Annotated in this window: 29 protein-coding genes; 7 read left to right on the top strand and 22 right to left on the bottom strand. The window is 43.8% G+C overall.

Going from position 1 to position 25,269, the window contains the following annotated elements; all coding sequences use genetic code 11:
• Positions 1–430 precede the first annotated feature (430 nt).
• Positions 431–1,066 (top strand): lysoplasmalogenase, encoded by a 636-nt coding sequence (locus tag ACQCT5_RS02150; protein WP_499638540.1) that lies wholly within the window; start codon positions 431–433, stop codon positions 1,064–1,066.
• A gap of 169 nt (positions 1,067–1,235) precedes the next feature.
• Here the strand turns inward: ACQCT5_RS02150 and ACQCT5_RS02145 are convergent, their stop codons facing one another.
• The 4 genes from ACQCT5_RS02145 to ACQCT5_RS02130 form a co-directional block, all read right to left on the bottom strand.
• The gene (locus ACQCT5_RS02145) at positions 1,236–2,204 is read right to left on the bottom strand and encodes an NAD(P)-dependent alcohol dehydrogenase (RefSeq protein WP_499638539.1); all 969 of its coding nucleotides are present in this window, start codon (positions 2,202–2,204) and stop codon (positions 1,236–1,238) included.
• A 129-nt stretch (positions 2,205–2,333) separates the two neighbouring features.
• Positions 2,334–2,717, bottom strand: coding sequence for a nuclear transport factor 2 family protein (locus ACQCT5_RS02140; RefSeq protein ID WP_499638537.1), 384 nt, complete (start codon positions 2,715–2,717; stop codon positions 2,334–2,336).
• Positions 2,718–2,722: 5 nt separating this feature from the next.
• On the bottom strand, positions 2,723–4,279 hold the full coding sequence (locus tag ACQCT5_RS02135; protein ID WP_499638535.1) for an AMP-binding protein: 1,557 nt from the start codon (positions 4,277–4,279) through the stop codon (positions 2,723–2,725).
• Positions 4,276–5,127, bottom strand: coding sequence for an SDR family NAD(P)-dependent oxidoreductase (locus ACQCT5_RS02130; protein WP_499638533.1), 852 nt, complete (start codon positions 5,125–5,127; stop codon positions 4,276–4,278). The genes ACQCT5_RS02135 and ACQCT5_RS02130 overlap by 4 nt, the downstream gene beginning before the upstream one ends.
• Positions 5,128–5,524: 397 nt before the next feature.
• Here ACQCT5_RS02130 and ACQCT5_RS02125 point away from each other — a divergent pair, with 397 nt between their 5' ends.
• On the top strand, positions 5,525–5,992 hold the full coding sequence (locus ACQCT5_RS02125) for a DUF2975 domain-containing protein (protein WP_499638531.1): 468 nt from the start codon (positions 5,525–5,527) through the stop codon (positions 5,990–5,992).
• 134 nt (positions 5,993–6,126) lie between these two features.
• Here the strand turns inward: ACQCT5_RS02125 and ACQCT5_RS02120 are convergent, their stop codons facing one another.
• From ACQCT5_RS02120 to ACQCT5_RS02095, 6 genes are all read right to left on the bottom strand, one after another.
• Entirely contained in the window at positions 6,127–6,834 is a 708-nt protein-coding gene (locus ACQCT5_RS02120; protein ID WP_499638529.1) for a M48 family metallopeptidase, read from the bottom strand.
• A gap of 100 nt (positions 6,835–6,934) precedes the next feature.
• A complete protein-coding gene (rlmD, locus tag ACQCT5_RS02115; protein ID WP_499638527.1) occupies positions 6,935–8,344 on the bottom strand; it encodes a 23S rRNA (uracil(1939)-C(5))-methyltransferase RlmD in 1,410 nt (469 codons plus the stop codon).
• Positions 8,341–9,222: a DNA-3-methyladenine glycosylase family protein gene (locus ACQCT5_RS02110; RefSeq protein ID WP_499638525.1), complete on the bottom strand. Its 882-nt coding sequence runs from the start codon at positions 9,220–9,222 to the stop codon at positions 8,341–8,343. Before ACQCT5_RS02110 ends, rlmD begins: the two co-directional genes overlap by 4 nt.
• 130 nt (positions 9,223–9,352) lie before the next feature.
• Complete coding sequence (pdaA, locus tag ACQCT5_RS02105; protein ID WP_499638523.1) at positions 9,353–10,165, bottom strand: delta-lactam-biosynthetic de-N-acetylase; 813 nt, start codon at positions 10,163–10,165, stop codon at positions 9,353–9,355.
• 93 nt (positions 10,166–10,258) lie between these two features.
• On the bottom strand, positions 10,259–10,432 hold the full coding sequence (locus tag ACQCT5_RS02100) for a hypothetical protein (RefSeq protein ID WP_499638521.1): 174 nt from the start codon (positions 10,430–10,432) through the stop codon (positions 10,259–10,261).
• A 66-nt stretch (positions 10,433–10,498) separates the two neighbouring features.
• Positions 10,499–10,636: a hypothetical protein gene (locus ACQCT5_RS02095; RefSeq protein ID WP_499638519.1), complete on the bottom strand. Its 138-nt coding sequence runs from the start codon at positions 10,634–10,636 to the stop codon at positions 10,499–10,501.
• Positions 10,637–10,743: 107 nt separating this feature from the next.
• On the opposite strand from ACQCT5_RS02095, the gene ACQCT5_RS02090 reads away from it, so the two are divergent.
• Positions 10,744–11,577 (top strand): undecaprenyl-diphosphate phosphatase, encoded by an 834-nt coding sequence (locus ACQCT5_RS02090; RefSeq protein WP_499638517.1) that lies wholly within the window; start codon positions 10,744–10,746, stop codon positions 11,575–11,577.
• A 44-nt stretch (positions 11,578–11,621) separates the two neighbouring features.
• On the opposite strand, the gene ACQCT5_RS02085 is transcribed toward ACQCT5_RS02090, so the two are convergent.
• Positions 11,622–12,239 carry a hypothetical protein gene (locus ACQCT5_RS02085; RefSeq protein ID WP_499638515.1) on the bottom strand — a complete coding sequence of 206 codons (618 nt, stop codon included), beginning with the start codon at positions 12,237–12,239 and terminating at the stop codon, positions 11,622–11,624.
• A gap of 190 nt (positions 12,240–12,429) precedes the next feature.
• On the opposite strand from ACQCT5_RS02085, the gene ACQCT5_RS02080 reads away from it, so the two are divergent.
• On the top strand, positions 12,430–12,684 hold the full coding sequence (locus ACQCT5_RS02080; RefSeq protein WP_499638513.1) for a hypothetical protein: 255 nt from the start codon (positions 12,430–12,432) through the stop codon (positions 12,682–12,684).
• Positions 12,685–12,949: 265 nt separating this feature from the next.
• On the opposite strand, the gene ACQCT5_RS02075 is transcribed toward ACQCT5_RS02080, so the two are convergent.
• The 5 genes from ACQCT5_RS02075 to ACQCT5_RS02055 all read right to left on the bottom strand — a co-directional run bounded on the left by ACQCT5_RS02075 (position 12,950) and on the right by ACQCT5_RS02055 (position 16,864).
• The gene (locus ACQCT5_RS02075; protein WP_499638511.1) at positions 12,950–14,491 is read right to left on the bottom strand and encodes a fumarate hydratase; all 1,542 of its coding nucleotides are present in this window, start codon (positions 14,489–14,491) and stop codon (positions 12,950–12,952) included.
• Between the two features lie 264 nt (positions 14,492–14,755).
• Positions 14,756–15,220, bottom strand: a complete 465-nt coding sequence (locus ACQCT5_RS02070) for a hypothetical protein (protein WP_499638509.1) — start codon at positions 15,218–15,220, stop codon at positions 14,756–14,758.
• 4 nt (positions 15,221–15,224) lie between these two features.
• Entirely contained in the window at positions 15,225–16,013 is a 789-nt protein-coding gene (locus ACQCT5_RS02065; RefSeq protein ID WP_499638507.1) for a hypothetical protein, read from the bottom strand.
• Between the two features lie 170 nt (positions 16,014–16,183).
• Positions 16,184–16,429, bottom strand: coding sequence for a hypothetical protein (locus ACQCT5_RS02060; RefSeq protein ID WP_499638505.1), 246 nt, complete (start codon positions 16,427–16,429; stop codon positions 16,184–16,186).
• Between the two features lie 252 nt (positions 16,430–16,681).
• Positions 16,682–16,864, bottom strand: a complete 183-nt coding sequence (locus ACQCT5_RS02055; protein ID WP_063562007.1) for an SE1561 family protein — start codon at positions 16,862–16,864, stop codon at positions 16,682–16,684.
• 150 nt (positions 16,865–17,014) lie between these two features.
• On the opposite strand from ACQCT5_RS02055, the gene yfkAB reads away from it, so the two are divergent.
• Positions 17,015–18,139 (top strand): radical SAM/CxCxxxxC motif protein YfkAB, encoded by a 1,125-nt coding sequence (yfkAB, locus tag ACQCT5_RS02050; protein ID WP_499638503.1) that lies wholly within the window; start codon positions 17,015–17,017, stop codon positions 18,137–18,139.
• Between the two features lie 111 nt (positions 18,140–18,250).
• Positions 18,251–18,739 carry a hypothetical protein gene (locus tag ACQCT5_RS02045; protein WP_499638502.1) on the top strand — a complete coding sequence of 163 codons (489 nt, stop codon included), beginning with the start codon at positions 18,251–18,253 and terminating at the stop codon, positions 18,737–18,739.
• A 34-nt stretch (positions 18,740–18,773) separates the two neighbouring features.
• Here the strand turns inward: ACQCT5_RS02045 and ACQCT5_RS02040 are convergent, their stop codons facing one another.
• From ACQCT5_RS02040 to cax, 4 genes are all read right to left on the bottom strand, one after another.
• Positions 18,774–19,157 carry a hypothetical protein gene (locus ACQCT5_RS02040; protein ID WP_499638500.1) on the bottom strand — a complete coding sequence of 128 codons (384 nt, stop codon included), beginning with the start codon at positions 19,155–19,157 and terminating at the stop codon, positions 18,774–18,776.
• A 208-nt stretch (positions 19,158–19,365) separates the two neighbouring features.
• A complete protein-coding gene (locus tag ACQCT5_RS02035) occupies positions 19,366–20,175 on the bottom strand; it encodes a YfkD family protein (protein WP_499638498.1) in 810 nt (269 codons plus the stop codon).
• A 329-nt stretch (positions 20,176–20,504) separates the two neighbouring features.
• Positions 20,505–21,119, bottom strand: coding sequence for a YczE/YyaS/YitT family protein (locus ACQCT5_RS02030; RefSeq protein ID WP_499638496.1), 615 nt, complete (start codon positions 21,117–21,119; stop codon positions 20,505–20,507).
• A gap of 322 nt (positions 21,120–21,441) precedes the next feature.
• A complete protein-coding gene (gene cax, locus ACQCT5_RS02025; protein WP_499638494.1) occupies positions 21,442–22,500 on the bottom strand; it encodes a calcium/proton exchanger in 1,059 nt (352 codons plus the stop codon).
• A gap of 147 nt (positions 22,501–22,647) precedes the next feature.
• Here cax and ACQCT5_RS02020 point away from each other — a divergent pair, with 147 nt between their 5' ends.
• Complete coding sequence (locus tag ACQCT5_RS02020; protein WP_499638492.1) at positions 22,648–23,067, top strand: pyridoxamine 5'-phosphate oxidase family protein; 420 nt, start codon at positions 22,648–22,650, stop codon at positions 23,065–23,067.
• A 56-nt stretch (positions 23,068–23,123) separates the two neighbouring features.
• Here ACQCT5_RS02020 and ACQCT5_RS02015 read toward each other — a convergent pair whose 3' ends face one another.
• Both ACQCT5_RS02015 and ACQCT5_RS02010 read right to left on the bottom strand, forming a co-directional pair.
• Positions 23,124–23,831, bottom strand: coding sequence for a LutC/YkgG family protein (locus tag ACQCT5_RS02015; protein WP_499638490.1), 708 nt, complete (start codon positions 23,829–23,831; stop codon positions 23,124–23,126).
• Positions 23,812–25,257, bottom strand: a complete 1,446-nt coding sequence (locus ACQCT5_RS02010) for a LutB/LldF family L-lactate oxidation iron-sulfur protein (RefSeq protein WP_499638489.1) — start codon at positions 25,255–25,257, stop codon at positions 23,812–23,814. The genes ACQCT5_RS02015 and ACQCT5_RS02010 overlap by 20 nt, the downstream gene beginning before the upstream one ends.
• Positions 25,258–25,269: the final 12 nt, after the last annotated feature.

Raw genomic sequence — 25,269 nt, 5'->3', positions numbered from 1 at the left:
TAGTGATTAGATTCTTACTATTCACACTATTAATATTAGGTGGGCAGATACTAGAAGTAAAATGGGGTTTTATTTGGCGATTTCTGACTGTTTCATAAAGCCCTTTTGCCTAGCTTTCATGTTTTTTATCCGGATTCCACCCTACAAAAGACCTCATTTTAGCAAAATATGATTCTACCATTAAATATTTTTTTATTGAATTACCCCAACTCATCTAACTTGCAAAATAATGGATCATGTATTCTGAATATACATAACAGACATCCAACCTATGAAAAGGCTCTATTTTACAATTGTTGAAGATGTTAAGATAGGTAAAAAATATAGCTGCTTACTGACAAAAAATACCCATCCCTATGAAAAGGGAAAGGTACCTACGTTGAACTTTTTATTACTTTCACACATTATCATATCCGGGAGTGCTGCTATTATGTTTACCATTTTATCTTTCCTTGCCCTTTTTTCTGCTATTATCTATTTCTTCGGCATCAAAACAAAGAATCAGAAACTAATTTATTTACATAAACCGCTTACCATGCTTTTTATCATTTTCCTTGCTGTAAACGGAGCTGCAACTTCCTGGACTGCCTTAGCAATGTGGATTATCATCGGTCTAATCTTTTCCTTGATCGGGGATGTATTTTTAATGCTGCCAAGTGACCGTTTTCTGTATGGATTGTTAGCCTTTCTGCTTGCTCATGCCTCCTATATGGTTGCATTCCTTCAGTTTCCCTCTTTGGAGGAGGGGAACTATCTGCTTATAGCATTGCTGGCAGTGGTCGCACTTCTTTTTATCCATCGTTTGCACAAAGGAGTGCTGGCTAAAGGCGGCAAGAAGCTGTTTTTTGCCGTTACGTTTTACATCCTACTCATTTCTTCCATGGTGTGGCTTGCGTTTCTGACGAATAATCCATGGATGATTACTGCTGCCATTCTTTTTTATATTTCAGATGCTACGCTTGCATGGGATCGGTTTGTTAAACCGCTGCATTATAGAAGCTACATCGTCATGTCTACGTACTTTGGTGCGCAGTATCTTTTTGCTTGTTCTGTCTATTTCCATTGATTATTAAACCGGTTGCCCCTTCTTTAGTACCTCTCCCACTCGAACCGTTTTTTCATAATTTTTGCGGTTCCATAGTGGTCATAAAGCTGCTGAAACGGCAGGATTCCAAGTTTGGAATCCTGCTTTCGTTATTGTTTACCATAACGGGGTCTGACCCCATTCCCTCGTCCTATACTGCTATAATCACTTTCCCCTGCGCGTGGCCCTCTTCAAAATACTCAAATGCTTCTCTTATTTCACTGAGCGTATAGATTTTATCAATGACAGACTTCACTTTACCAGATTCTAAGAGTTTTTTCATTTCACTTAGGTCAGCCGGGTTGGGTTTATGTAGAAAGACACCCATTTTCTTTTTTCCGGTCATGGAGATCCAAGGTCCTTCTGTCATTGTCTGGAACAATTGCAGACCCGAGCCCCCGACATGGACAAACCTGCCTTCCGGTTTTAATGCTCGCTTATACACAATGGGCGGCTGATGGCCGTTGACACCGATAATCAGGTCATACTGTTGTGTTAGTTTTCGAAAGTCTTCTTGCTTATAATCGATCACATGATCTGCCCCAATCGATTGGACAAGGTCCACATTCCTTGTACTGCATACAGCTGTGACTTCAACCTCGTATGATTTCGCAATCTGCACGGCAAACGTCCCTACACCACCTGATGCACCATAAATCAGCACCTTTTGCCCAGGCTGTATTTCCCCTTTATCACGGATAGCTTGCAAGGCAGTGACTCCCGCCATCGGAACAGCCGCTGCTTCCTCAAAGGAAATACAGGATGGCTTTTGAACTAATACATCTTCAGGAACCGCGACGTATTCACCGAAAGCTCCCCATCCAGATCCGGACAGGTCCGCAAACACCTCATCACCAGGCTGAAACCTCTTCACATTTGGACCAACCACTTCCACTAGACCTGCCATGTCCCCGCCTGGAATGCGAAACTTCGGTTTTGTTAAGCCGAAAGCTAACCTGACCAGAAACGGCTTTCCGCGCAAAAGGGCGAGATTACTAAAATTAACGGATGTGGCATGAACTTTGACAAGCACTTCATTGTCCTTCGGAACAGGCTTTTCAACTTCTTTCAGCTCGAGTACTTCTGGTGAACCATATGTGCTACTTATGACTGCCTTCATGACACTCCCCCTAGAAACCTATTAACTTATAGATATTCGGGATGTATCAAATTCTTGTCCGTCTTGATAAACAAATATCGAATGCAAAAAAACACACCCTATAAAGAATGTGTTTTTTGCATTCGCCTATTAAAACATCCCGTTTTTATTCACGGATTCTTCCGGTACCGCCATGCCCAGATCCCATAGCTCCACAACCCGGTCCCCTTCAAAGCGGAAAATGTGAACAACTGCCGCTCCGAGGTCCTTCGGGTTCTGCCTGACATGGGAGTGTACGGCGACATAATCTTTCTCTTCCAATGCCAGTTTCACATCGAAGACCTTATCCGGGTTCTGTGCAGCATTTTCCTCCATCGCAAGCATGATTGACTCGGCATCGCCTTGAAAAAAAGGATTGTGGTGAATAAAGTCATCACTTATGTATTGTGCAAATCCCTCACGGACGCTTCCGGATGCTACAAGTTTAAGAAAATCTACCGCCTTTTCCTTGCGGGAATTATTATTCGTTTCCATATTCATCATCCTTTCAATTTGTGTGACTCGCTATATAATCCAGCATAATCTATTTCGTACTCTTCTCTCAATCTTTTCTTATCCATTTTCCCAACTGGTGTATAGGGCATAGAATCCATGAAGGCAATCTCCCTAGGTACTTGAAATCTGGAAACTCTCGCCCTCACCCATTGAGTCAGCTTCTCTTCAGTTAGCTCGGCACCCTCTATAGGAACGACAAATGCCTTTAATCTTTGTCCGAAATCCTCATCATGTATACCTACGACTGCTGCTTCCTCCACCTGTGGATGAGTGATCAGCAGCTGCTCCACTACGACAGGATAAACATTTTCCCCGCCGGATATGATCATATCATCCTTTCTGCCGTTCAGAAAAACCAACCCATCGTGATCCTGATAAGCAAGGTCCCCTGTCCCTACCCACCCGCCTTTTGTTTTCAGGCTTATCTCTCCAACTGTACCAGCTTCCACTTCCTCTTTATAATCATCCACAATCCCGAGTTGGACTCCATCAATTATTCTTCCAAGCGTTTGCGGTGCACGCTTTAAGTCCTGCGGGGTGGCGATGATATTCAATCCGGTTTCTGTTGTGCCATAGAGATTGTATAGTACATTGCCTAGCTTTTGGCTTACCTCTTTCGCCAAGCTGGCATGAAGAATTGCTCCTCCTGAAGCAATGGATGAAATCGAAGATAAGTCCGCACCCTTCACCTTCAGCATTCTCTTCACCATCAATGGAACAACGGTTATGATATCCACCTTGTGTTTCCGGATAAGAGTACACGCACGCTCTGCATCAAAATTATCGCTGAGCACAACCTTTTTACCCAATGCCATGAAGGAAAAGAGGATTGCGACGCCATATCCATGATATATTGGCGTAGCAATATATGCGGTATGATAGTCTAACAGCTTTAATCTATTGAGCAGCCCCAAAAAAGGACTAAGATAACGCGATAGGGATTGCTTATGCTCGACCTCTTTGGGCTTTCCTGTCGTTCCGCCTGTCAGGAGCATGATTTTACTGCTAGAATTCTTTTTAAGAGCACGTTTCTGAACAGACTGCAAACGGTTAATTGCCGGCTGGCTTGTGTGGTAGCTCAAGAGCTTCCTACTGCCTGCATCCTCTATCGCTGGCTCAAATTCCGCATCATATATCAGCAGATCAAAACGATGCTGCTCCAGAGCCTGCTTGATCTGGCTCCTGCTCATCCCTGTGTTCATCAGATAGAGCGTTGCCCCGAGTCTTGAGGCAGCGAAGATAGCTTTCACGAATGAGGCATGATTCCTGCACAAAAAACCTACTTTCAAACCTTTTTGCAACTGATATGTATCATGGAGGGTATTTGCTAGTTGCAGCGACTGGGAAAATAATTGTTGATAAGTCAGAGATTCCCGGTCATCCACCATTGCATCATGCTGTGGATAAGCTCTGGCGGCAAAATTCAGCAATGCCATGACATTGAGTCCATTATGCAGGAAGGAAGCTGTCAAATGGAACATGCCTTTAGGAGTAAGTACCTTCATCTTGTAGAGAACAGAAAATAGTTTGAGGATGTTCATTTGTTGTCACCTTTTTCCCTAAGTCCCGCTGGTGCAAAACGCTCCCAGACGCTTCTGAACAGGATTGAACCCCATTGGGCAAATGCCAGCCACCAAGGTGTGTAAGTTCTTCTTTTCGTGTACATTGATTTGGCAATAATGCTGGCAGCATGAACCGGGCTCATCGCAGGTGTATCCCGATAGGATGCAGTCGGAAGGATCATCGGTGTCCTGACCAATGGTAGGTAGATCGTGGTTGTGGATATCCCTGTCGCATTCAGCTCAGGTGCAGTGGAACGGAACCAGGTGTCAAAAGCAGATTTGGATGCCTGATAGGCCGCCCAGTATGGAAAAGGAATCATCCACATATTAATCGTGGATATGTTGATAATCTGCCCCTTGTTCTTTTGCAGCAGCGGAATGACTGAAAGCAAAAGCTGGACAGGTGCAAAATAATTGATGGCCATCGTTCGCGTGAAATCATGGAACCGGTCCAACGATTCGAAAATGGACCTCCTGATGGAAATCCCCGCGTTACTGACTACCATATCCAGCCCCTGTGGAAAAGTGTGCAGGAAAGATAGCAAGCGCTCCATTTCCCCCTGATTGCGAAGGTCCGCGCGGAAAATGCTTACTCTCGCTGTTCGTTTTTCTATATGCTCCTTCATGGCAGACAGCTTCTCTTCCCTTCTTGCCACCAAAATCAGATGACATTCTGTATCAGCTAGCAAATATGCCAACTGCTCGCCGATACCCGAGCTCGCCCCTGTAATGAGGACCGTCTTGCCTTGCAGTTCTTTTTCAAGTTTTTTCATGTGAATGTGCTTAGATCCAAAAAGCAGCTTTTCCTTTAGGGTATATTTAGGCATATTAGGTTCCTTTGCTTTTTTCTCCTATTATAGCAATCTATTACATTTAATGACGTAATTAATTTCACTAGCATAAAAATATGGATATTATCACAAAAGAAAAATTAGAAAGGAACATGGCGAATCTCGCAATGTTCCTTTCCCTTCAAGCTTAATATTACGGTGTTCCACCATTTCCATTATCTGATTCTATATCGAATATACAGAATACAGTGAGAGCGAAGTGGTTGATATGTTTTTTCTTAATCTTTGTTGAACTAGTTGTAAATTTAATATTTTAAAGCAAATGGATACAACTATAACAATAATTATATAATAAAAAACAATATTAGTTTATTGAAAAACAATAAATATTATGTTAAATTCATTTTATGATTAAATCGGTGAGGTGCTTTAAATGAATGTTAAACAAGGTTCAACAACTTTCTTAAAGGTAATAATATTTCTGGCTGGAATTGCAGTGCTTGCATTATGTATCTGGTTGCCTGAGATAGCGGTTAGAGATGCAAGAGTACATCCAGATACGGCTTACTTCCTCATCCCCTTTTTAGTATGTGCATATGGATTCTGTATTGCGTTTTCTGTTGCGTTGTATCAAGCATATAAACTATTAACCTACATTGAAAAGAACAATGCTTTCTCTGAATTATCCCTTAAATCTTTGAGGGTTATAAAAAAATGTGCTTTAACAGTCATTTTTCTCATTTTGTTAGGGATAGTAAGTTTAATAGTGCTTGCTCAAATCACCGGAGATGACGCAGCAGGTCCTATATCACTAAGTCTAATGGGCATTTTTGTGACAAGTATCGTTGCAACTTTTATAAGTGTTCTTCAAATACCTATTAAAAATTTCTTAGAAAAATGAAATAAAAATGTGAGGTGTTTTTTAGTGTTTATTTCGCAACACTTTAAAGGGGACTCAGAGAACCGTTAAAATTCTTTTACCTTCGAAGCTTTGGTTAAATCTGGTAAAGAACAAGGTTTTATGTATGATGACTTCTACACAGTCATTTTCCAGTTTGAAAACGCCAACCATCTTTCTTTATCCTTATAGTCCGGCATGATTTTTCCAACTAGTCGCCAAAAGGAGCGGTCGTGATTTAGATGGACCATATGACACATTTCGTGAACAACTACGTAGTCAAGCACTTCACGTGGTGCCATTGCCAGTTTCCAATTAAATGTTAATTGAAGGTTTGAATCACACGTTCCCCACGTTGTTTGACTATCCGTGATCCGTATCGAACGCGGTTTCTTTTTAAAATGACGTTGATAGGACGCGATACTCTCTTCTACTAAAGCTTTGGTTTGCTGATAATAGAACCGTTTCATTGTTTGTTTCAGCTTTTCTTCATCCAACTGCCTTACATAGATTTGAAAGCTGTCTCCTTCAAACACAACATGATCTTGCTCCATCGTTCTATCTTGGATAATGTTAATTGGATATGTGTTTCCTAAATAAAGGAACTGCTCATCATTTTCATACACCTTTTCTTTGGGTCCATTCATCCGGGCCTTCACTTCTTGAACTTTTTGCACAATGGCATCCCAATTTCCCTCTAACAGCCGAATCACCTGTTCATCCGGTGTTTTTTTCGGTACCGACACTTCCAGATCTCCATAACTATCAATTGCGATCCCGATAGAAGTCCGATTTTTATACTTGATTTCAAAACGTATCGTCTCACCTAAGTAGGTATGTATCATATTATCACCTGTTGAATTCTTTGTTTTTATTATCCATATTGTAGCCTTCTATTTAAAAAAGTTCCTGTCATCTAAGATAACAGGAACGAGATTGCCGAGTCTATTTTAACTTTAGCATTGTTACAGTCTCTACATGCGAAGTCTGGGGAAACATATCCACAGGCTGAATCCACTCCACCTTATACTTCTTGCTGACATACTGGATATCTTTTGCAAGTGTGGATGGATTACAGGAAACGTACACAAATCGCTTCGGCTCGACTTCGAGAACGGTCTGCAGGAATTTTTCATCACAGCCTGTTCTAGGCGGATCAACCACGATCGTATCAGGCTTCCATCCTTCTTTGACCCATTTCGGGAGCCATTTCTCGGCTTTGCCTGTAACATACTGCATGTTGTTGTAGCCGTGTTTGGCCGCGTTCTTTTTCGCGTCCTCGATCGATTCTGGGATGACGTCCATGCCGCGGACCTCTCCCGCTCCATCCGCTAGCCACAGTCCAATAGTACCTACACCACAGTAGGCATCGACGACTTTTTCTTTTCCAGTCAGTTCAGCTGCTTTTTTCACTTCATCATACAGCTTCACCGTCTGCACCGGATTCAGTTGGAAAAACGCGCGTGCGCTCAGCTCGAAGCTGACATCTCCAAGTGTTTCCTGGATGACTTTTTCGCCGCTCAGGTGGATGGTTTCCTCCCCAAAGATAAGCGATGTCTTCTGGCCGTTCACATTTTGGAGGATGCTTTTCACTTTAGGCAGACGCTTCTGAATTTGTTCCACAATCAGGTCTTTTCTCGGCAGTTTTTCCTGAGAGGTTATCAACACAACCTGAATCTCCCCTGTGGAAAAGCCGACTCTTGTCATGATGGTACGGACAATCCCTTGACGGTTCTTTTCGTTATACACAGAGATATTAAAATCCTGCAAAATCTGCTTTATCGTGTTCGTCACCTCGATGGTCGAAGGGTGCTGCACAAGACATTCGTTAATATTGATCAGCTTATGTGAATTCTCGCTGTAAAGACCGGCGATGATTTTCCCTTTTTGCATACCAAGCTGAAATTGGCTCTTGTTGCGATAATACCAAGGGTCGTCCATGCCGATTGTCTGCTTGATTTCAAGCTTCGTCAAATCAAGTTTTGTATGACGCTCCAGTGACTGAATCACAATATCCCGCTTATATTCGAGCTGCTGTTCATATTGCAGATGCTGAAGCTGACAGCCGCCGCATTGCTCATAAACGTGGCACGGCGGGCTGGTCCGGTGCGGCGACTTTATACGGATTTTCTTTATTTTCGCCTCGGCAAACTTGTGTTTGACGCTTGTGACCTCAGCCACAACTTCCTCGTCAGGCAAGGTACCAGGGACAAAGACGACCTGCTTTTTGAAGTAGCCGACTCCCTCACCGTTGATGCCTAAGCGTTTGATGGTCAGAGGGAATGTCTGTCCTACTGTCATGGTCACCTGAGATTGCGATGGTGCCGGTTTTCTTGATTTATAGTTTGTTTTCATTTTACTAACTCCTCATGTTGCGGTTCGATGCTTCTCCATAGGTAAAGGGATGCGTAGCTTAAGTACGGCTCCCACTCCTTGCTCCATTCCTGCATCTGGAGAGTGGTCGGTTTCTCGTCGAGCCCTTTTAGTTTTTTCAAGGCATTCTGAATGCCGATATCTGCGATTGGGAAAAGATTCGGTCGTCCAAGTCCGAACAATAGCAGGTTCTGAACCGTCCAAGGTCCGACGCCCCTTATCTTGACGAGCTCTTTTAAAATCTCTTCATCGTTTTTATTTTTCAGGTCATACAGAGGCAACTCACCCTCTGCAATCAGCCTGGATGTATCAATGATATACTCCGCTTTGCGACGGCTCATTTTAAGTGCGGTAATGTCTTCATAGTCAAGCTTTGCCACATCCTCTGGTCTAGGATAAAACCAGACTCCCTCATGCTCAAAACCGAAGGAATGAACAAATCGCTGTGTCAGGGTATGGGCAAACTTCATGTTCACCTGTTGATGGATGATGCATTTCATCAGGCAGTGATACAGGTCGAAATCCAATACAAGCGGGGTTCCTTTATGTTCCTCGAAAATATCCGCCAGGACGGTCGAAGAAAAATGGTCGCCTACTGGCTGAAGAGACTTGTCCCATTGGAAGATCTCTTTTAGCTTGACGATTTCTTTTTCCGTAAATTTGGAGCTGCTAGTGAGTTCAAATTCCGGCTGATCAGTCGTGCCGGTTGCTTTCACCTTCATGACAATCGGTGTTTTATCTTTATACAACGGCACTCGTACAGATTTCTCCGCATGATCAATCACCATCAATGGGTCAATCGATAAGCGCTGCAGCACTCTGTCAAACTGATAGGGACCTTCGATATTAATTTTCACCATTCTCTCCCGCCCGCCTTCCTTTTCAATCCTTTCCCAATTATAACGGCTTTCTGGTTGCTTGCCAAACGAGTAAGATTCGGCCTGTTTGGGGAGGGTAAAAAGGAAAAGCCCTCTGAGCGAAGTCAAAGAGCTAGTTTGCCGGCAATAATAGCATCGGATCCGGGATATTCTTTTGCGCAGCCGCATAATCCAAGCTTTTGAATTCATAGCCCTGCTTGCGAAGGTCGTCAATCACTTTCGCCAATGCTTCTGCGTTATCACTTGATACAGTATGCAAAAGAATGATGGCACCGGGATGGATCTGCGCCATGATGTTGTCATAGGAGTATTTCCAGCCTTTCTGCTGATCTGTTTTCCAATCAACAAATGCCACGGACCAGAAAACATGCTGATAACCAAGCTTATTGGCTAGCACCAAAGTCCGTTCACTGAAGGTTCCACGCGGCGGCCGCAGATAGGTCATATTGTCGAGTCCGGTAATGCTCTTATATTCCTCGCGAATCATTTCCAGCTCTTTTTTGAAGCGGACATCATTAACCTTTGTAAGGTCTGGATGGTGCCAGGAATGGTTCCCGACTATATGCCCTTCCTTGACCATACGTTTAATAAGGTCCGGCTGATCCTTCAGATAATAGCCCGTCACAAAAAATGCGGCTGTTACCTTCTTGTCTTTCAGAACATCCAGGACCTGCGAGGTATAGCCATTTTCATAACCATTATCGAAGGTAAGGAAGATCTCCTTTTTCGAGGTATCCCCCAAATAGAAAGCATCATTTTCTTTCAGTAGGTCATTCAGCTGCTTTCCGGCATCCGCCGGAAGATGTTCACGGCTTTTCTTGAAGCCCCAATGCAGGGTCGTATTAGAATAATCAGAAGCGATACACACTTCTGGGATTAAAAATAGTGCTATTGCAGTCATAACGATAAGAACTTTTGTCCACATTTCTTTTCCTCCTTTCCAGTAAAACCTATTGTAGGTATAGGTTTCGTTTGGAATGAAGGAATGATACTCTGTATTGTTTTCCAGTTGGGTTAATTACACCGATTTTATTCCTTTTATAAAAACAGGTCCCATCGTGACTCCCAGACATAGGCCAATAACCGTGCCAAGTAACTGACTTTCAAAAATTGGAGTGAAAACTGTCAGTCCGATGGTGACCCCGATGATTATGGATATTAGGTATATCCCTGCATCTTTCTTGTTTTTCATCTCTTTTCCCCCTTTGATCTTTTGTTAATTGTTACTACGGACCAACAGGGAAAACGTTTCAATATTTTACCTATTTTTCTTCTTCAAAAGCTCGATTTCCTCCTCTAGGCCATTCATCCTTTTCTCCAGCTTTCGTTTTGTCGTTTCCGCTTCATAAAATGCGCCAGCCGCAACCGCAAATGCAAACCATGCCATTAAGCTCATTTAACCTTCCCCATCTCTATATAATATTTATTTCCTAAATGTGCGAATTGTAATATGATAGTACAGTTAAAGTATACTTTGAATTCATGTTTTAAGGAGATAATAAGATGGATTTTTTAACCATATTAAAAGCGGTCATTCTCGGAATTGTGGAAGGATTGACGGAATTTGCACCTGTTTCATCCACCGGACACATGATTATTGTAGATGATATGTGGCTGCAATCGGAGCAATTTTTGACCAAGTACGTAGCCAACACCTTTAAAATTGTCATTCAGCTCGGTTCGATTTTAGCGGTAGTCGTGGTATTCAGGGAAAGGTTCTATGACTTGCTTGGACTGAAGAAATTGGACAACAAGAAAACGGCTGATGGTAAAAAGGGATTGAAGCTGACCCACGTCATTGTCGGTTTGATTCCTGCGGGGATTCTCGGCGTCCTATTTGAGGATTATATAGATGAGTACCTATTTTCACTTGAAACCGTCCTGATCGGGCTTGTGGTCGGGGCATTCCTCATGATTGCAGCAGACCTTTTCGGCTCGAAGGAACCAAAAACAGAAAGCATTGACCAGATTACGTACAAGCAGGCGCTATCGGTCGGGCTCATCCAGTGCTTATCGCTTTGGCCAGGCTTTTCCCGTTCTGGCTCGACCATTTCAGGCGGCGTGCTGCTTGGCATGAGTCACCGTGCTGCAGCAGACTTCACCTTCATCATGGCCGTTCCGATCATGGCAGGTGCAAGCTTCCTGTCCTTATTGAAAAACTGGCAGTATTTCTCGATCGAAGCTTTGCCGTTTTTTGCAGCAGGATTTATCAGTGCTTTCATTTTCGCACTGGTATCGATCCGCTTCTTCTTGAAGCTGATCAATAAGATCAAGCTGATGCCATTTGCGATCTACCGGATTGTGTTGGCTGCGGTTATTTATTTCTTGTATTTCTAAGAATAAGAAAAGGCATTGCCTCGGTGGCGATGCCTTTTTGTATTTTATAAAGATTCGTCCTCAGATTCTACGGTTTCTTCCGGTGTATCGAAACCACGCTTACCAAAGTGACGCCCTTTTCCCATAGGCTTGATTCCAAGCTCTTCAAGCTTTGCTTTCGCTTCCTCTTTCGTGATTTCCCCTGAATCGACCTGCGCCTTTATGGCATCTAGCTTAGCCTTCGTTTCTTCATCAAGTTCCATGTGTCCGCCCATATGCAGAGGGGCTTTAATTCCCAGCTCATCCTGCTTTGCCTTCGCTTCCTCTTCGGTCAGTTCACCCGCTTCTACTTGCTCTCTTATCTCCTCCAACTGGGCACGAGTCTCTTCATCAAGTTCCATGTGCTTGCCTCGATGATGACGCGGCTTTATACCTAACTCCTCCAACTGGGCCTTTGCTTCTTCCTCGGTTATTTCACCAGCCTCCACCTGCGCTTTAATCGCATCTACCTGTGCCTTTGTTTCTTCATCCAATTCGCCTTTACAATTTGTTTCATTTACGATAACAGTCTGCTCCGTTTCCTGTGTTCCGGAATCGGTTGTAGCGGCATATGTCGCAGTTGGCAGAACGACAGCCAAGGCAAGTGCACCTAGGATAAATTTTGATGAAAAGAGTTTTAGCATGTTTAATCAACCTCCAATTGACTTAGTGGTGTTACACTTCCGATTTTAGGGAGGTTGTGTGTCGGGAGAATGTCGGACAAGATTTTGTTAAAAATTCTTTTGAGGTAATTTTACCAGTTAAAAGGAATATGTCATTCAGTAGCGAATACTTGGAAGAATTGTTTTGTTTTGATGTCAGGAGGAAAACCAATTGTTTATATTTTACTTAGGGAGCTGCATATTTGCTGGAATTCTGATTCTGCTAGTACATAAAAAGGAACTGCCTTCACTAAATTATCTGTTTTTAAGAGGAATTTTCATCGGATTGGTTTGTTTTCTGTTTACGAATGCTTATGCGGCCCATTACAATCATTTCATTGAGTTCAACCTGCTTCATTGGGCCGGTTTGATTGCCGTTTCGGTCTTTGTAAGCTATTTTGTGAGCAGAATTTCGATGTGGACGTAGGGAAGGAAAGGATTTAGTCATGGGATGGGGTCGCATTTGATCTGCTGGCTGAGTTAATCTATCCACTTTTAGTGATAATCTATCCAGTCCGGGCAGTATTCTATCCACTTTTCCGATTTACTATCGACTTCAAGCATTAATCTATCCAAAATACCAATTAATTTATCCACTTAACAAATAGTGGAAAAACCACCAACCAGGAGGCCACTCCTCCACAAGTTAAAAAAGCAACCCAGCCCAAAGCCAGGTTGCTCACAATCTAATCTTAGCTAAACACACGATCCTTGAATTGCGCGAGCTTTTCCAATGAGGACTTCTCCACATCGGCATGCAGGCTGTTTCCGTGTGAATCCATCGTCACAACCGCTGTAAAGCCTTCTACACGCAGGTGCCACATTGCTTCAGGAATACCGAATTCCATCAGGTCCACTCCGTCGACACCCTTGATACAGTCCGCATAGTATTGCGCCGCTCCACCGATTGCATTCAAGTACACGCCGCCGTGCTCCTCGAGTGCTTTCAACGTTTTTGCACCCATACCGCCTTTACCCATTACTGCACGGATTCCGAAGCGCTTCATGATATCCCCCTGGTAAGGCTCTTCACGGATGGAAGTAGTCGGGCCTGCCGCTTTCACTTCCCAGTTTCCTTCCGCATCCTTCAGCATAACCGGTCCACAATGGTAAATGATTTGGCCATCAAGGTCAACCGGTGAGTCGTTGTCGGACAGGTATTTGTGGATGGCGTCGCGGCCTGTGAACATGCGGCCGTTGATGCGTACCACGTCCCCAACCTTCAGGGAACGAATCTTCTCTTCTGTAATCGGTGCTTCCAAAACGATTTCAGGAGAATCGGACGTCGCTGCAACCTCTTCCTGCTGTGCCAGTTCTTTTGAGAAATCAATCATTTCGCCTTCTTGGTACATCCATTCCATCAGGTCACCGGATTCGGCATTTATTTTTACACCAAGGCGACGGTAAGCCCAGCAATTGTACGCTACAGATACGAAGAAGCTCGCCGGAATACGGTTTGCCACTCCCACCTTACAGCCAAGCAAAGTCGTTTCGCCGCCAAATCCCATTGTACCGATTCCAAGCTTGTTGGCATTTTCCATCACATACTCTTCAAGCTCTTTCAATTCCGGAACCGTATTCTCATCATCAAGACTGCGGAATAACTGTTCCTTCGCAAGCTCATAACCGGATGTTCTGTCACCACCGATTCCAACACCGATGACACCGGCGCTACAGCCTTGTCCCTGTGCCTGGTACACAGAATGCATCACACATTTGCGGATACCATCGAGGTCACGGCCCGCACGGCCAAGCCCTTCAAGTTCACATGGAAGGCTGTATTGGATGTTCTTGTTCTCACAGCCGCCACCTTTTAAAATAAGGCGTGCATCAATGTAATCCTTTTCCCATTGCTCGAACTTGATGACAGGCGTTCCCACACCAAGGTTGTCCCCGCTGTTTGCACCAGTCAAGGAATCCACGGAGTTCGGACGCAGCTTGCCGTCCTTTGTTGCCTGCGCAATCGCCGTATAGATCGCTTCTTTGATTTCCAGCTGGTTCACTCCAACCGGCGTTTTTATTTTAAAAGTAGGAAGTCCTGTGTCCTGACAGATCGGGGACACATTCTCATCCGCCATTGTAATGTTTTCAGTGATCGTCGCAAGGGACATCGCCGCTCTCGTCCCCGCATTCTCGCTCAGCTTCGCCTTCGCAATCGCACGACGCACGTCTTTCGGTAGCTTTGTGGATGTTTCCACAATCAGCTGGTACATACTTTCAAATAATTTCTCCATACCTTAATCCCTCTCCTATCCCCTATTTGAAAAGCTATTATCTAAAATACGAAATTATCTATTCTTTTTCACAATAATTATTATACTGCTTCTCAAGGAGTTGATAAAGGGATTTGTAATCGATTTCAAGATTGTGAAGCTATCATCTGGAAAAGTTTTGTCGGAAGTATCTAATCAGTGAGTAAAGCTGGCAAATGAAAGTGATTAACTTAAAAAGTGCAAATCCATTTTGGATTCGCACTTTTGGTTTCCCATTTATTCTTCCTATTTTTTCACCACTTTTGCTACGCCCATCGCCAAATGCTCCCAAAGTATTTCTTCCACTAAATCCGCTTTGGATTCATCGCAATCAATAATGACTATTACTTCCGTGCATTTACCTTTCAAGAGATTATTATCTTTTTTTACGACTTTGATGAAAAACAACTTGATAGCTAGACCTAGAACAAATCCACTAAAACCCCCTATCAGCCCCCAAAATATGGGGCCCCAGTAGAGAATGAATCCTACACTTGCACCAATAACGGAAAATGCGGTGGCAAGTGCCATTGCTAGATCAATAAGTGAGATACCATCGGATCTGTGGAGTGTGTCGAGTATTTTCCGTTCTTCTTTCCTGTTATCAAGTGAAACAGCAAAAATATCTTCTCTCTTTATCCCCTTTTTTTCTAATAAGGAAATCGCCAATTCCAAATAGCCTGAGTCTTCAAAGCTTGAAAATATTTGCATCTCATCACTCCACTTTTTTTCCTTTCAAAATGGTAAAACCCGGATTTTGATAATTGTTTTTCAAATAGTTCCTTTGTTCGAATTCGAACAGTTTATTATTTTCAACCGTGTTTACATAAGCATCATATGTGGCAAACCCATAAATGGATGGAAAGAAAAGCAGCCATTCTGCATCCAATACAGCGGTAGCTTGCTGAAGCTTTCCTAGGAACAACAATGATACGGCTTCAAGAAGGTGCGAATAATAGAAAAAGACGACAGACCAGATGATGACAAACAAGGCGGTAACGATTCTATGTATGTATAATTGGCCCAATCCAGGCATAAACAATGACCATATAACAGAGGTGCTAGGTTTTCTTTTATCCAAATAGTTAATTTCCATGGCACCCATGCTAAAAGAATTGAACGGGTGATTTTCCCGCTCTGCCAAAAGGTAGACCTTATTCAAATCAACTGTAGTACGATAGCTATCCCATATGGCAAATAGATAGACAGGGATGTAGATGAGCAGCCACCTAGTGTCCAGCACGTCTTTTGCCATATCAAATTTACCTTGAAAGGAGTAGATCATGGCTACATTCACTTTTGCCTGAATATTAATGAAAACTTCCCATATAAATAGCACAAATCCACGTAGATATTTTGAAAGCAGCAGGTGTCCAAAACCAGGGAAGGCCATTGACCACCAGGCAATAATATAAGGATTCCTCAAATGAAATTGCGTGGTTCCAAAAATACTGACATGAGCCAAATAACGTCTTGCGGTATTGGAATTAGTGTAGTTGTCCATGTTTACATTCAAACCCCTGACATATCTAGATGGATTAATATTTATCCTTCCCTAAAAGGGTCGTAGTATGACAGATAGAATCCGCATTCTAAAAAAGTGCAGTACATGATGGACTGCACTTTTTCCATTACATTAGAGCATAGAGGAAGCAATTACTTTTTGGAAATCCCTCAATAATATGGATAGTAAGGATACTGATAATAAGGATACGGCGAGATATACGGTAATAGGGCTAAGGCTGCAATCGTAGCAATTGGAAATCTACGACGTCTAAAACGCCGGAACCGTCTTCTAGGACGAGCATAACCACCATATTGACGGTAATCCGATACATTCCCACTTTCCTGCTCCATTACATCCTCACCGACAAGCATGCTGACACTATCTCTATCTACATCTTCAATAATACCGTCCATTGTACTTCCATCTGCCATAGTCATAGACACGAGGTAATACTTATGTTTTCTGCACTTTTCATATAAATTACGAAAATGGTTTTCATAATCATAGTTTTCTTCATTCATGATTCACTTCATCTCCTTTCAACAACATGATATTCACCCAGGAGAAGAGCGTTACTTTTTATTTAGTGTCCCTAAGCAGAAAAAAAGAACCTGGAGAAGACCTCCAAGTTCTTTCCTCAATATATGTTGTTGACCGATAATATCTTACCAATCTTTTTTAAACTGATTATATTTCCCTTCCAGATCATCCAGCATCTGAATCAAGCGGTCGATGTCCTCTACGTCTGTTGATTCCGGATCCAGGGAGTCCACTACCTCCAGGAACATATTCAAGCGGTTTTTCAGGTAATCTACTTGGGAATCCTTGTTCTCTGTTGCTTTACCCATTATTTCCTCACCTTTCTTTATTTCCTCAAAGTTTTGATTCTATCGTACCGTACTCCATGCATACATTCAACCAAATATGAATTTTCCAAGCTCTCCGCCCCGAAATCGTGATACAATGTTGGGTAGGTTTTTATGGAAAGAGGAGTATAAATGAAAACAACAACATTGATGCCCATTACGCCTTCCTATGACCCATGGGAAGCTTATTTAGATGTAAAAGAATACGGCCAGATGGATTTGACGAATGTCGAGTTTACGACGACCACTCTCTGCAATATGCGCTGCGAGCACTGTGCAGTCGGATATACGCTTCAGCCGAAGGATCCGCAGGCTCTTCCTTTGGACTTGCTGTTGCAGCGCTTGGAGGAGATTCCCCGTCTGCGGTCGATTAGCATCACAGGAGGCGAGCCGATGATGTCGTTGAAATCGGTCAACGAATATGTGGTTCCTTTACTTAAGTATGCCCATGAACGCGGCGTTCGTACACAGATCAATTCTAATTTGACACTGGATTTGGCTCGATATGAAAAAATCATTCCTTATTTGGACGTGCTGCATATCTCGCATAACTGGGGAACGATGGACGATTTCGTCGAAGGCGGCTTCGCCATGATGGAACGCAAGCCAACCTATGCACAGCGTGCGAAGTATTTTGAAAAAATGATTGAGAACTCGAAGGCTATTACAAAGGCCGGAGTTATTGTGTCTGCGGAAACGATGCTGAACAAACGAACATTGCCTCACATCGAGCATATCCATAAGCAGATTGTCGAGGAGATGAACTGTCAAAGGCACGAGGTGCATCCTATGTACCCTAGCGATTTCGCCAGCGGCATGGAGGTGCTGACTTTGGATGAGATGCGTTCTGCCATCCACCGCCTGTTGGATATGCGCCATGAGGATGTGTGGATGTTGTTTGGTACGCTTCCTTTCTATCCGTGCAGTGACAATCCGGAGGACCTTGCTTTGTTGAAACGGGTGTACGCGGCGAAGAACGTGACAGTAAGAAATGATCCGGATGGCCGTTCCCGTCTGAATGTGAACATCTTTAACGGCGACATCATTGTGACAGACTTTGGCGACACGCCGCCGCTTGGCAATATCCAGATCACCGACCTTCCAGCTGCCTATGCAAAATGGAAGGATACTTCGATTGCAAAAGAATTGGACTGCCATTGTCCGGCTGTTGCATGCTTGGGACCGAATATTCTGGTAAAAAACGCCTATTATCCGCATTTGGATTTTACAGTACGAGAAACGAAGATGACAAAATAGACAGTAGAAAAACTTGGGGACATTCCCCAAGTTTTTTTGTTGAGGTATAGGAAATTTAGTCCAGGAGAAAACTAGTGAAATAAGAACATGGCATCCTAAAGGTGGGTTTGTATGCTAAACAAGATTGTTCTCTGGGTTGTACTTATTGCTCCATGGTTCACCTTATTTTTCCTCGAAAAAGAAGAGATCAAACGCTATATGCCTGCTGCAATTTTCGCATCATTCCTCATGACTGTTTATAATATCTTTGCATATAATCAAAATCATTGGGAACTTAAAGAGTCCATCCTACCTTGGTTGGATCCGCTGTTTGTTTCTGGTGTTTTTGGAGCCTTTCCTGTTATTACACTATGGGTATTTCATTTTACATACGGAAGGTTTGGCTCTTATCTGCTAACCAATATTGTTATTGATTTCATGTTTGCCATCTTTCCTATCCACTATGTGTTTCAAGAAATACTGGGGATATACAAACTGATCAACATCTCCGCATTGGAACGTTTTATTCTCTTCGTAATTTTCTCTGTTGTGCTATATGGTTTCTACAAATGGCAAGAAGGGATTTTCAGGCCGCATGTCAGTCCTGGCCAAAATAAATAGGAGCCCAAAGAGGGAGATCTCTTTTGGCTCCTTTTTAATTGAATTTTACTTGTGCTTCGTAATAGGCTTTCGGGTTACTGATTTCGTTTTCTATGTAGAACTTTGCCGTCGTTTTAATTACTTCTATGTAGTCTTCTTCTGTCATGTTGTCCGTTAAATGAGTGAGCTCCTGAATGCTTCCATTTACTTTGACCGTGTCAGCTCCGACATCCACGTATACGAGCATACAGACCTTCCCTTGATAGGAGACCCTTCCTGTTACTTGTTTATTTGCAAGGTCAATACGAAGGTATTCTGTATGAATTCCCGTGGATTTATATACTGTCCGTCCTACACTTGATTTCACATTACGCTTGGCCAGCCAATACAGCCCAACCGCAAGAAAAACTAATAAAAAATAGATATAAGGCAACCCCACCTTGATCCACCTACCCCCTGAAAAAACTAACACTACTAGTTATTTCGGCACAAATCCATTTAGGTGAACATACCTACTTGTTTTTTAGAATAAATTTTGCCTTTTTTTAGGGGCCTGACCCCCGTCTCATTAAAGCACTAACGCAACAGGGGCCTGACCCCCGCCGCATTAAAGCACTAACGCAGTGGGGGTCAGGCCCCTTTTTAAATTATCGTGGTCGATCCGACGCCGCAAAGATGAAGGATACGTGGTCTTGCACTGGGATCCATGCGCCGATTCCTTGGGAGGTGACGTTTTTGACGACGATTTTCATTTCTTTGCCTTTGAGTACGAGGTACACTTCTCCGTAGGTGATTTTTCCTTTTTCGTTCACTGCAGGAGTGAAGGCATATAGGTAGCCTAGCTTTTTGACCGGGATGTTGTAGATCTGATCCTTTTTCGTCCCTGCCCCGACGATGGTCTGGAAGGATAAGGGAAGCTTCGTTTTTTGCATTGCTTTTAGCATCATCATCTGCTTCACTTCTTCAGAGCTTGCAACCTTCGAGGTCAGTCCGCCTTTTACATTCTTCTGCGCTTCCTGGCGGTAATAAATCTGCTGCGGTATATTTCCACCGCGGTTGTCGGAATAGTTGGTGTTGATTTTCTGGTATTCCCAGTTCACATTCGTCTCATTGGATTCATAATACAGCGGCCATTGTCCGAGATAGATGGTCGCACGATAGCCGATTGCAACCGGAGATGGGTTGATGCTGGACTCGTTCATAATCTTGATCAAGTTCGGGTTTTCAATTTTTACATTGGAAGATTCAATTAGTTCTTGCGTCAGCTCACTTGGCTGCAGATACGGTACATCTTCGGCAGGGTTCGGATACGTATTGTCCTTTGAAATATCCAAAACGGAATTCGGTACCACGATTGCCTTATCATCTGTTTTCCCTTTCGTCGCCTGCTCTGCATGTGCACCGGTTACAAGGCCAAAAGAAAGAATCAGTAGAAAAAATAGTTGAAGAATTCGCATGGTGTCTTACTCCCTTCACTCACTAAAGTAATCTTTGTACTGTTATCATTTTCGAACCCTTTTGAGATTATCCGCGCTTGGGAATATTTTTTACAAAATGATCCTAATTTAGTGGGATACTGTGATGCTATATACTTTTAGGAACTGATTTTTAACGATATCCTCACTCAACTCGGGTTTATCCTCACGTAACTACAGTATATCTTCACGTAGAGCTTGATTATTCTCACGTAACTCGCCCCCATCCTGACATAACTCCAACACATCCTCACGTCCTCAATTTCTGCCCAATCCTTCCGCATGAGAAAAACAAAAAACACGAAAGCTCATCAGCTCTCGTGTCGCAGTTTTTTATACACTTTTTCCACACTTGGAAAGAACACTTGTATCAACGGTCCGATACCGAACGTGATGATTAGGGTACCAATTCCAATTGGCCCTTTGAAGATAAAGGCAAAAATCAAAGCTAATATCTCCCCGATCGTTTTTGCCGTCATCAGTTTGATGTTGAAGCGCTCCTGCAGGGATACCATCAGATTGTCGATTGGTACGAGTGGAAATTTGGCTTGCAGGTAGATGGCAATTCCGAAAGATAGTGCCACAATCCCACCCAATAACGTGATGAAGCGAACAACCGTATCTACCGGTAACCATGCCTCCAGCAAAAAGAGAAGCACAAAATCTATGAATGTCCCAACAAGAAAAATCGTGATGACCGCCAAGTAATCAGGCTTTTTCTTGCCAAGAAAGGCGTTCACGATGATCAGAATGATTCCAACGATAAATACCCAGCTTCCGACTGTCAAACCGATTGTCTGGGATAACCCGACGTTCAGAGCGTCCCAGGCCCCCGCTCCAAGGTTCGATTTTATGGTTAAGCTTACACCAAAGGAAAGAATAAATAATCCAATTAAATAAAATAATACCCGAATAATCAAAACCATTTCTCCTTCATTATAAAACTTGTCCGTGCTCTTACCATTGTAATCCAAGAACCAGTTAAATATGAAAAAGAAAAAAAGATAAAATAAATCAGAATATTTACAACATTCCGCTTATATAGTATACTAACCCTATAATGAAGGAGGGAATAAAAGCCCCTACAACCAAGAGTGAAGGAGGGATCTCCCCCTACTTACAAAGCTTTTCATTCCTTAGTTTATTATGTTTTACCTCCTAAAATGCGTACTTAGAATGTTCTTGTTTGTCCTACATGTTTAAGACTCTGTGCAGAGCCTACCAGCACAGAGTCTTTTTTTGTCCATTTTATAAAAAGAAGAATCCAATACCCATAATCAAGTACGCAGCAAGTATGGTTGCCCCCTCGAACCAGTTTGTTTCTCCGTCGTTGGAGATGACGATGGCCAGCAATACCGCCGTGACCATGGCAATTAGCTCAGGTAAGGTAAAAACCAATGGCATCTGCGTTGGGAAAAATATCGATATCAACACGAGAACCGGTGCGACAAACATCGCAATCTGCAAAGTGGAACCTACTGCAATTTCCACCGCAATGTCCATTTTATTTTTATAGGCCATGATGATGGCTGATGCATGCTCTGCTGCGTTCCCGACAATAGCCACAACGATTACCCCAATAAACAATTCAGACCATCCGAATGCTTCTCCCACCTCTTCAAAGGTATGAACAAGACTTTCTGATACATACGCAACTGCAAGGGTGGCAAGCAGCAGGATCAGGATAGCTTTTCCTTTGCTCCATTCCGCCACTTCCTCTTCGTGACCTGCCCCTACTGCATGGTCACTCTGATAAACCCCTCGATGGGTGACGAGTTTAAAGAACAGGGCAGCCAAGTACAAGAGAATCAATATTACCGATATGCCCACACTGAAGGTAAAGGTATCCCTGTCCCCCATCTCTTGGGCAAAAACTTCTGGAATAACGAAGGCAACCAATACAGCAAAGACTAGCAGCCCGGAATTATGCCTGGCATCAAACACGTTAAATTTCTGTCGCTTAAATTTCAAGCCCCCAATAAAAAAGGACAATCCCATAACAAGAAGCAGGTTCCCCAGAACGGACCCAGTCAGGGAAGCCAGCACCACTGTGATCAATCCCGCTTTTAAGGCAAAAAAGGCAATGATAAGTTCTACTGCATTCCCAAAAGTCGCATTGATGAGTCCGCCGATCCTTGGACCGGTATGGATGGCGATGCTTTCTGTGGCACGACCCATATAGCCTGCCAAGGCCACGATGGTCAAGCTAAAGATGATGAACATCATAACGACAGGCCAGTGCAGGAAATTACCGAGAACACTTAATGGCAGCCCCACTGCAATCATAAGTAAAAATATCTTATACAAGATCTCACCCTCTTTTTCTGTTCAGATTCTAATAATATACCCACCTTCCTACTTTTATTGCCTGATTCCAAATACATTCTTGATTAAAAAATAAAAAATATGACACATTAACCATGAAAGGTTGAATGAGAAAGGTGAGATAAAACCATGAGTGAATCCTTGAAAAACAAACTTTCTAAAATGTTCAGTGACCATAAAGTAGGAACGCTTGCCACCATCAGGGGAAATCGGCCGTATTCCCGTTTTATGATCTTTTTCCATGAGGGCCTGACCCTCTACACCGCGACCAATCAGCATACCCATAAAATCGAGGACATCAAAGCCAATCCCCATGTGCATATATTGCTCGGGATGGAAAACACAAGCTGGAATGAGCCCTACGCGGAAATTGAGGCAGAAGCAACGCTAGAAGAAAGTCAGGAGCTGAAAAACAAGTTCTGGGACGACAAGCTATCCGAATGGATCAAAAGCCCGGATGATCCGGAGTATCTCCTGCTGAAACTCTCGCCATCAGCGATTCGCTATTATGAAAAGGCTGGCAGCGAGGCGGAGGTTTGGACGGAATAGGTTAACGCGAAAAGACCTGCTTTTGGGAGCAGGTCTTTTTATTTTCCTTAAAGTTACTACTTATCTTCCACCACAATATACGTTGCCTTGATCGGACCATGGACCCCGACCACCAGATTCATCTCAATATCAGCCGAGTTGCTCGGGCCACTGATGAAGTTGATACAACTTGGGATTTTCTCGCCATCCACAACCCTGTTATGAATGGCGTGGGCCGCCTGTGTAATCCGGGGGACAATCGTGCTTTTCGGAATAATGGCAATGTATGTCGCAGGCAATAAACTCACTGATCTGCCTTTTCCGCCTCCACTGAAAAGGACCACTGTTCCAGATTCTGCGAGTGTCTGGTCGCTAAAGGTGATGCCGACATTGGATCGTTCTGCCATGATAATGTTTTCCTCCCCGATTGCGGGGTCCCACACATGAACATCCGCCGCAACAAATGCCATTTCCTCCTTCAAGCCAAACTCCTCAAAACGCGGGTCATCCCAAGTGATGACCTGGCCGCCGCCATAAGAGTCGACCACCTTTTTCAGCGTATCTGGCAAGCCTGCCACCCTGGTCTCCACGATGTCCGTATGAATATGCGCACACTGCTTCTTCAGCACTTCAACAAGCTCATCCTGCGTGGCATCCTTCAACACCTTCCACTGTGGCTGATGCTTCCAGACCGGGCGCACCACGCCTTCTTTTCGCACCGGCCTGCCGAGGCTCGTTGAGATGTTTGATAAAAAGATCTCCCTGTTATGAATCGTTCCGTTCATTAGATTTACCTCCTTTATCCCGCTCGTCGAACCAGTCACGGAATCGTTTTTTGTCCGGTGCCGGGAATTCCCTGATTGCCGTCCAACTTTTTAGGGGGCCTGGCCCCTTAGATATCGAATCATCGACTGTAAAAGGGTTGAGTGCGGAAGGTGCCAGCTTGGAGCCGACCTTATACATGAGAGGCGAAGCTGCACCAAGGCCGAACGCTTTCATGGCAAGCTTTTCGGAAATGGGTGCACGGCCAACACTATCGACTATTTTCTGACGATGCTTGTGCAACAGATCATGCAGCGGTATTTTCACCGGACATGCTTCCGTACAGGCTGCACATAAGGTCGAAGCATATGGCAGCTCCTTGTGATCGTCGTACCCGTCGAGCAATGGAGTCAATACCGCCCCGATCGGACCAGGATAGATGCTGCCATACGAATGGCCGCCTATATGCCGGTATACAGGACAGACGTTGATACAAGCCGCACAACGGATGCACTGCAGTACGGACTGGAATTCCGTACCGAGAATTTTCGATCTACCATTATCAATGATGACGAGGTGGAATTCTTCCGGGCCATCGACATCGCCATCTTCCCGCGGTCCCGTCAAGGTAGTCACATAGCTTGTCAGCTTCTGCCCGACAGCACTTCGTGTCAGAAGACTGACCAGAACCTCGAGCTCCTCATAGGTTGGAACGAGTCTCTCCATTCCCATCACGGTAATCTGCGTTTTCGGCAGGGCTGTTACTAATCTCGCGTTTCCTTCATTGGTAACGAGACTGATAGAGCCGGATTCCGCAACGGCAAAGTTGCAGCCAGTGATTCCGATGTCTGCTGCGAGAAATTCCTTTCGCAGCATTTCACGGGCATGCAGGGCGAGTTCCTCCGGCTTATCTGTTTTCTGATAGGCTAGCTTTTCGCGGAAAACGTCCCTGATCTGCTGCTTGTTTTTATGCAAGGCTGGCGCCACGATATGGGATGGCGGATCATGGTCATCCACTTGCAGGATGTATTCCCCAAGGTCCGTTTCAATCACTTCGCACCCGACCGCTTCCAACGCTTCGTTCATCGAAATCTCTTCGGTTACCATCGACTTGGACTTCACGATTTTTCGGGCGTTTTTACGTTTCGCCACGTCTTGGATATACTCATTTGCTTCTTCTGCCGTTTTTGCAAAAAAGACGTGCCCACCGCGTTTCGCCACGTTTTCACTTAGCTCATGCAAGTAGTAATCCAGATTATCGAGTACGTGCTGACGGATCTCCTCGCCATGGGAACGCCATTCCTCCCAGTCGCCTAGTTCGACTGTCGACTCTATCTTTCTCGTCCGAAGCCGCTCCTGTGCACTTGCCACAGCACCGCGCATGAACTGGTCTTCTATGCCTTTTTTCGATCTGTCTTTAAAAGATTCATTCCCAATTTTCAAAGCCACTGCCTTCTGCGC

Origin of the sequence: Sutcliffiella halmapala, assembly GCF_050107295.1 — a bacterium.
Classification (GTDB): Bacteria; Bacillota; Bacilli; order Bacillales; family Bacillaceae_I; genus Sutcliffiella_A; species Sutcliffiella_A halmapala_A.
This window is presented reverse-complemented; position numbering and strand designations above follow the sequence as displayed.

Bases quoted from the DNA above. Each gene is read 5' to 3' on its own strand.
- ACQCT5_RS02150 (WP_499638540.1), top strand. From the start codon at position 431: ATGTTTACCATTTTATCTTTCCTTGCCCTTTTTTCTGCTATTATCTAT.
- ACQCT5_RS02145 (WP_499638539.1), bottom strand. From the start codon at position 2,204: ATGAAGGCAGTCATAAGTAGCACATATGGTTCACCAGAAGTACTCGAG.
- ACQCT5_RS02140 (WP_499638537.1), bottom strand. From the start codon at position 2,717: ATGGAAACGAATAATAATTCCCGCAAGGAAAAGGCGGTAGATTTTCTT.
- ACQCT5_RS02135 (WP_499638535.1), bottom strand. From the start codon at position 4,279: ATGAACATCCTCAAACTATTTTCTGTTCTCTACAAGATGAAGGTACTT.
- ACQCT5_RS02130 (WP_499638533.1), bottom strand. From the start codon at position 5,127: ATGCCTAAATATACCCTAAAGGAAAAGCTGCTTTTTGGATCTAAGCAC.
- ACQCT5_RS02125 (WP_499638531.1), top strand. From the start codon at position 5,525: ATGAATGTTAAACAAGGTTCAACAACTTTCTTAAAGGTAATAATATTT.
- ACQCT5_RS02120 (WP_499638529.1), bottom strand. From the start codon at position 6,834: ATGATACATACCTACTTAGGTGAGACGATACGTTTTGAAATCAAGTAT.
- rlmD (WP_499638527.1), bottom strand. From the start codon at position 8,344: ATGAAAACAAACTATAAATCAAGAAAACCGGCACCATCGCAATCTCAG.
- ACQCT5_RS02110 (WP_499638525.1), bottom strand. From the start codon at position 9,222: ATGGTGAAAATTAATATCGAAGGTCCCTATCAGTTTGACAGAGTGCTG.
- pdaA (WP_499638523.1), bottom strand. From the start codon at position 10,165: ATGTGGACAAAAGTTCTTATCGTTATGACTGCAATAGCACTATTTTTA.
- ACQCT5_RS02100 (WP_499638521.1), bottom strand. From the start codon at position 10,432: ATGAAAAACAAGAAAGATGCAGGGATATACCTAATATCCATAATCATC.
- ACQCT5_RS02095 (WP_499638519.1), bottom strand. From the start codon at position 10,636: ATGAGCTTAATGGCATGGTTTGCATTTGCGGTTGCGGCTGGCGCATTT.
- ACQCT5_RS02090 (WP_499638517.1), top strand. From the start codon at position 10,744: ATGGATTTTTTAACCATATTAAAAGCGGTCATTCTCGGAATTGTGGAA.
- ACQCT5_RS02085 (WP_499638515.1), bottom strand. From the start codon at position 12,239: ATGCTAAAACTCTTTTCATCAAAATTTATCCTAGGTGCACTTGCCTTG.
- ACQCT5_RS02075 (WP_499638511.1), bottom strand. From the start codon at position 14,491: ATGGAGAAATTATTTGAAAGTATGTACCAGCTGATTGTGGAAACATCC.
- ACQCT5_RS02070 (WP_499638509.1), bottom strand. From the start codon at position 15,220: ATGCAAATATTTTCAAGCTTTGAAGACTCAGGCTATTTGGAATTGGCG.
- ACQCT5_RS02065 (WP_499638507.1), bottom strand. From the start codon at position 16,013: ATGGACAACTACACTAATTCCAATACCGCAAGACGTTATTTGGCTCAT.
- ACQCT5_RS02060 (WP_499638505.1), bottom strand. From the start codon at position 16,429: ATGGACGGTATTATTGAAGATGTAGATAGAGATAGTGTCAGCATGCTT.
- ACQCT5_RS02055 (WP_063562007.1), bottom strand. From the start codon at position 16,864: ATGGGTAAAGCAACAGAGAACAAGGATTCCCAAGTAGATTACCTGAAA.
- yfkAB (WP_499638503.1), top strand. From the start codon at position 17,015: ATGAAAACAACAACATTGATGCCCATTACGCCTTCCTATGACCCATGG.
- ACQCT5_RS02045 (WP_499638502.1), top strand. From the start codon at position 18,251: ATGCTAAACAAGATTGTTCTCTGGGTTGTACTTATTGCTCCATGGTTC.
- ACQCT5_RS02035 (WP_499638498.1), bottom strand. From the start codon at position 20,175: ATGCGAATTCTTCAACTATTTTTTCTACTGATTCTTTCTTTTGGCCTT.
- ACQCT5_RS02030 (WP_499638496.1), bottom strand. From the start codon at position 21,119: ATGGTTTTGATTATTCGGGTATTATTTTATTTAATTGGATTATTTATT.
- ACQCT5_RS02020 (WP_499638492.1), top strand. From the start codon at position 22,648: ATGAGTGAATCCTTGAAAAACAAACTTTCTAAAATGTTCAGTGACCAT.
- ACQCT5_RS02015 (WP_499638490.1), bottom strand. From the start codon at position 23,831: ATGAACGGAACGATTCATAACAGGGAGATCTTTTTATCAAACATCTCA.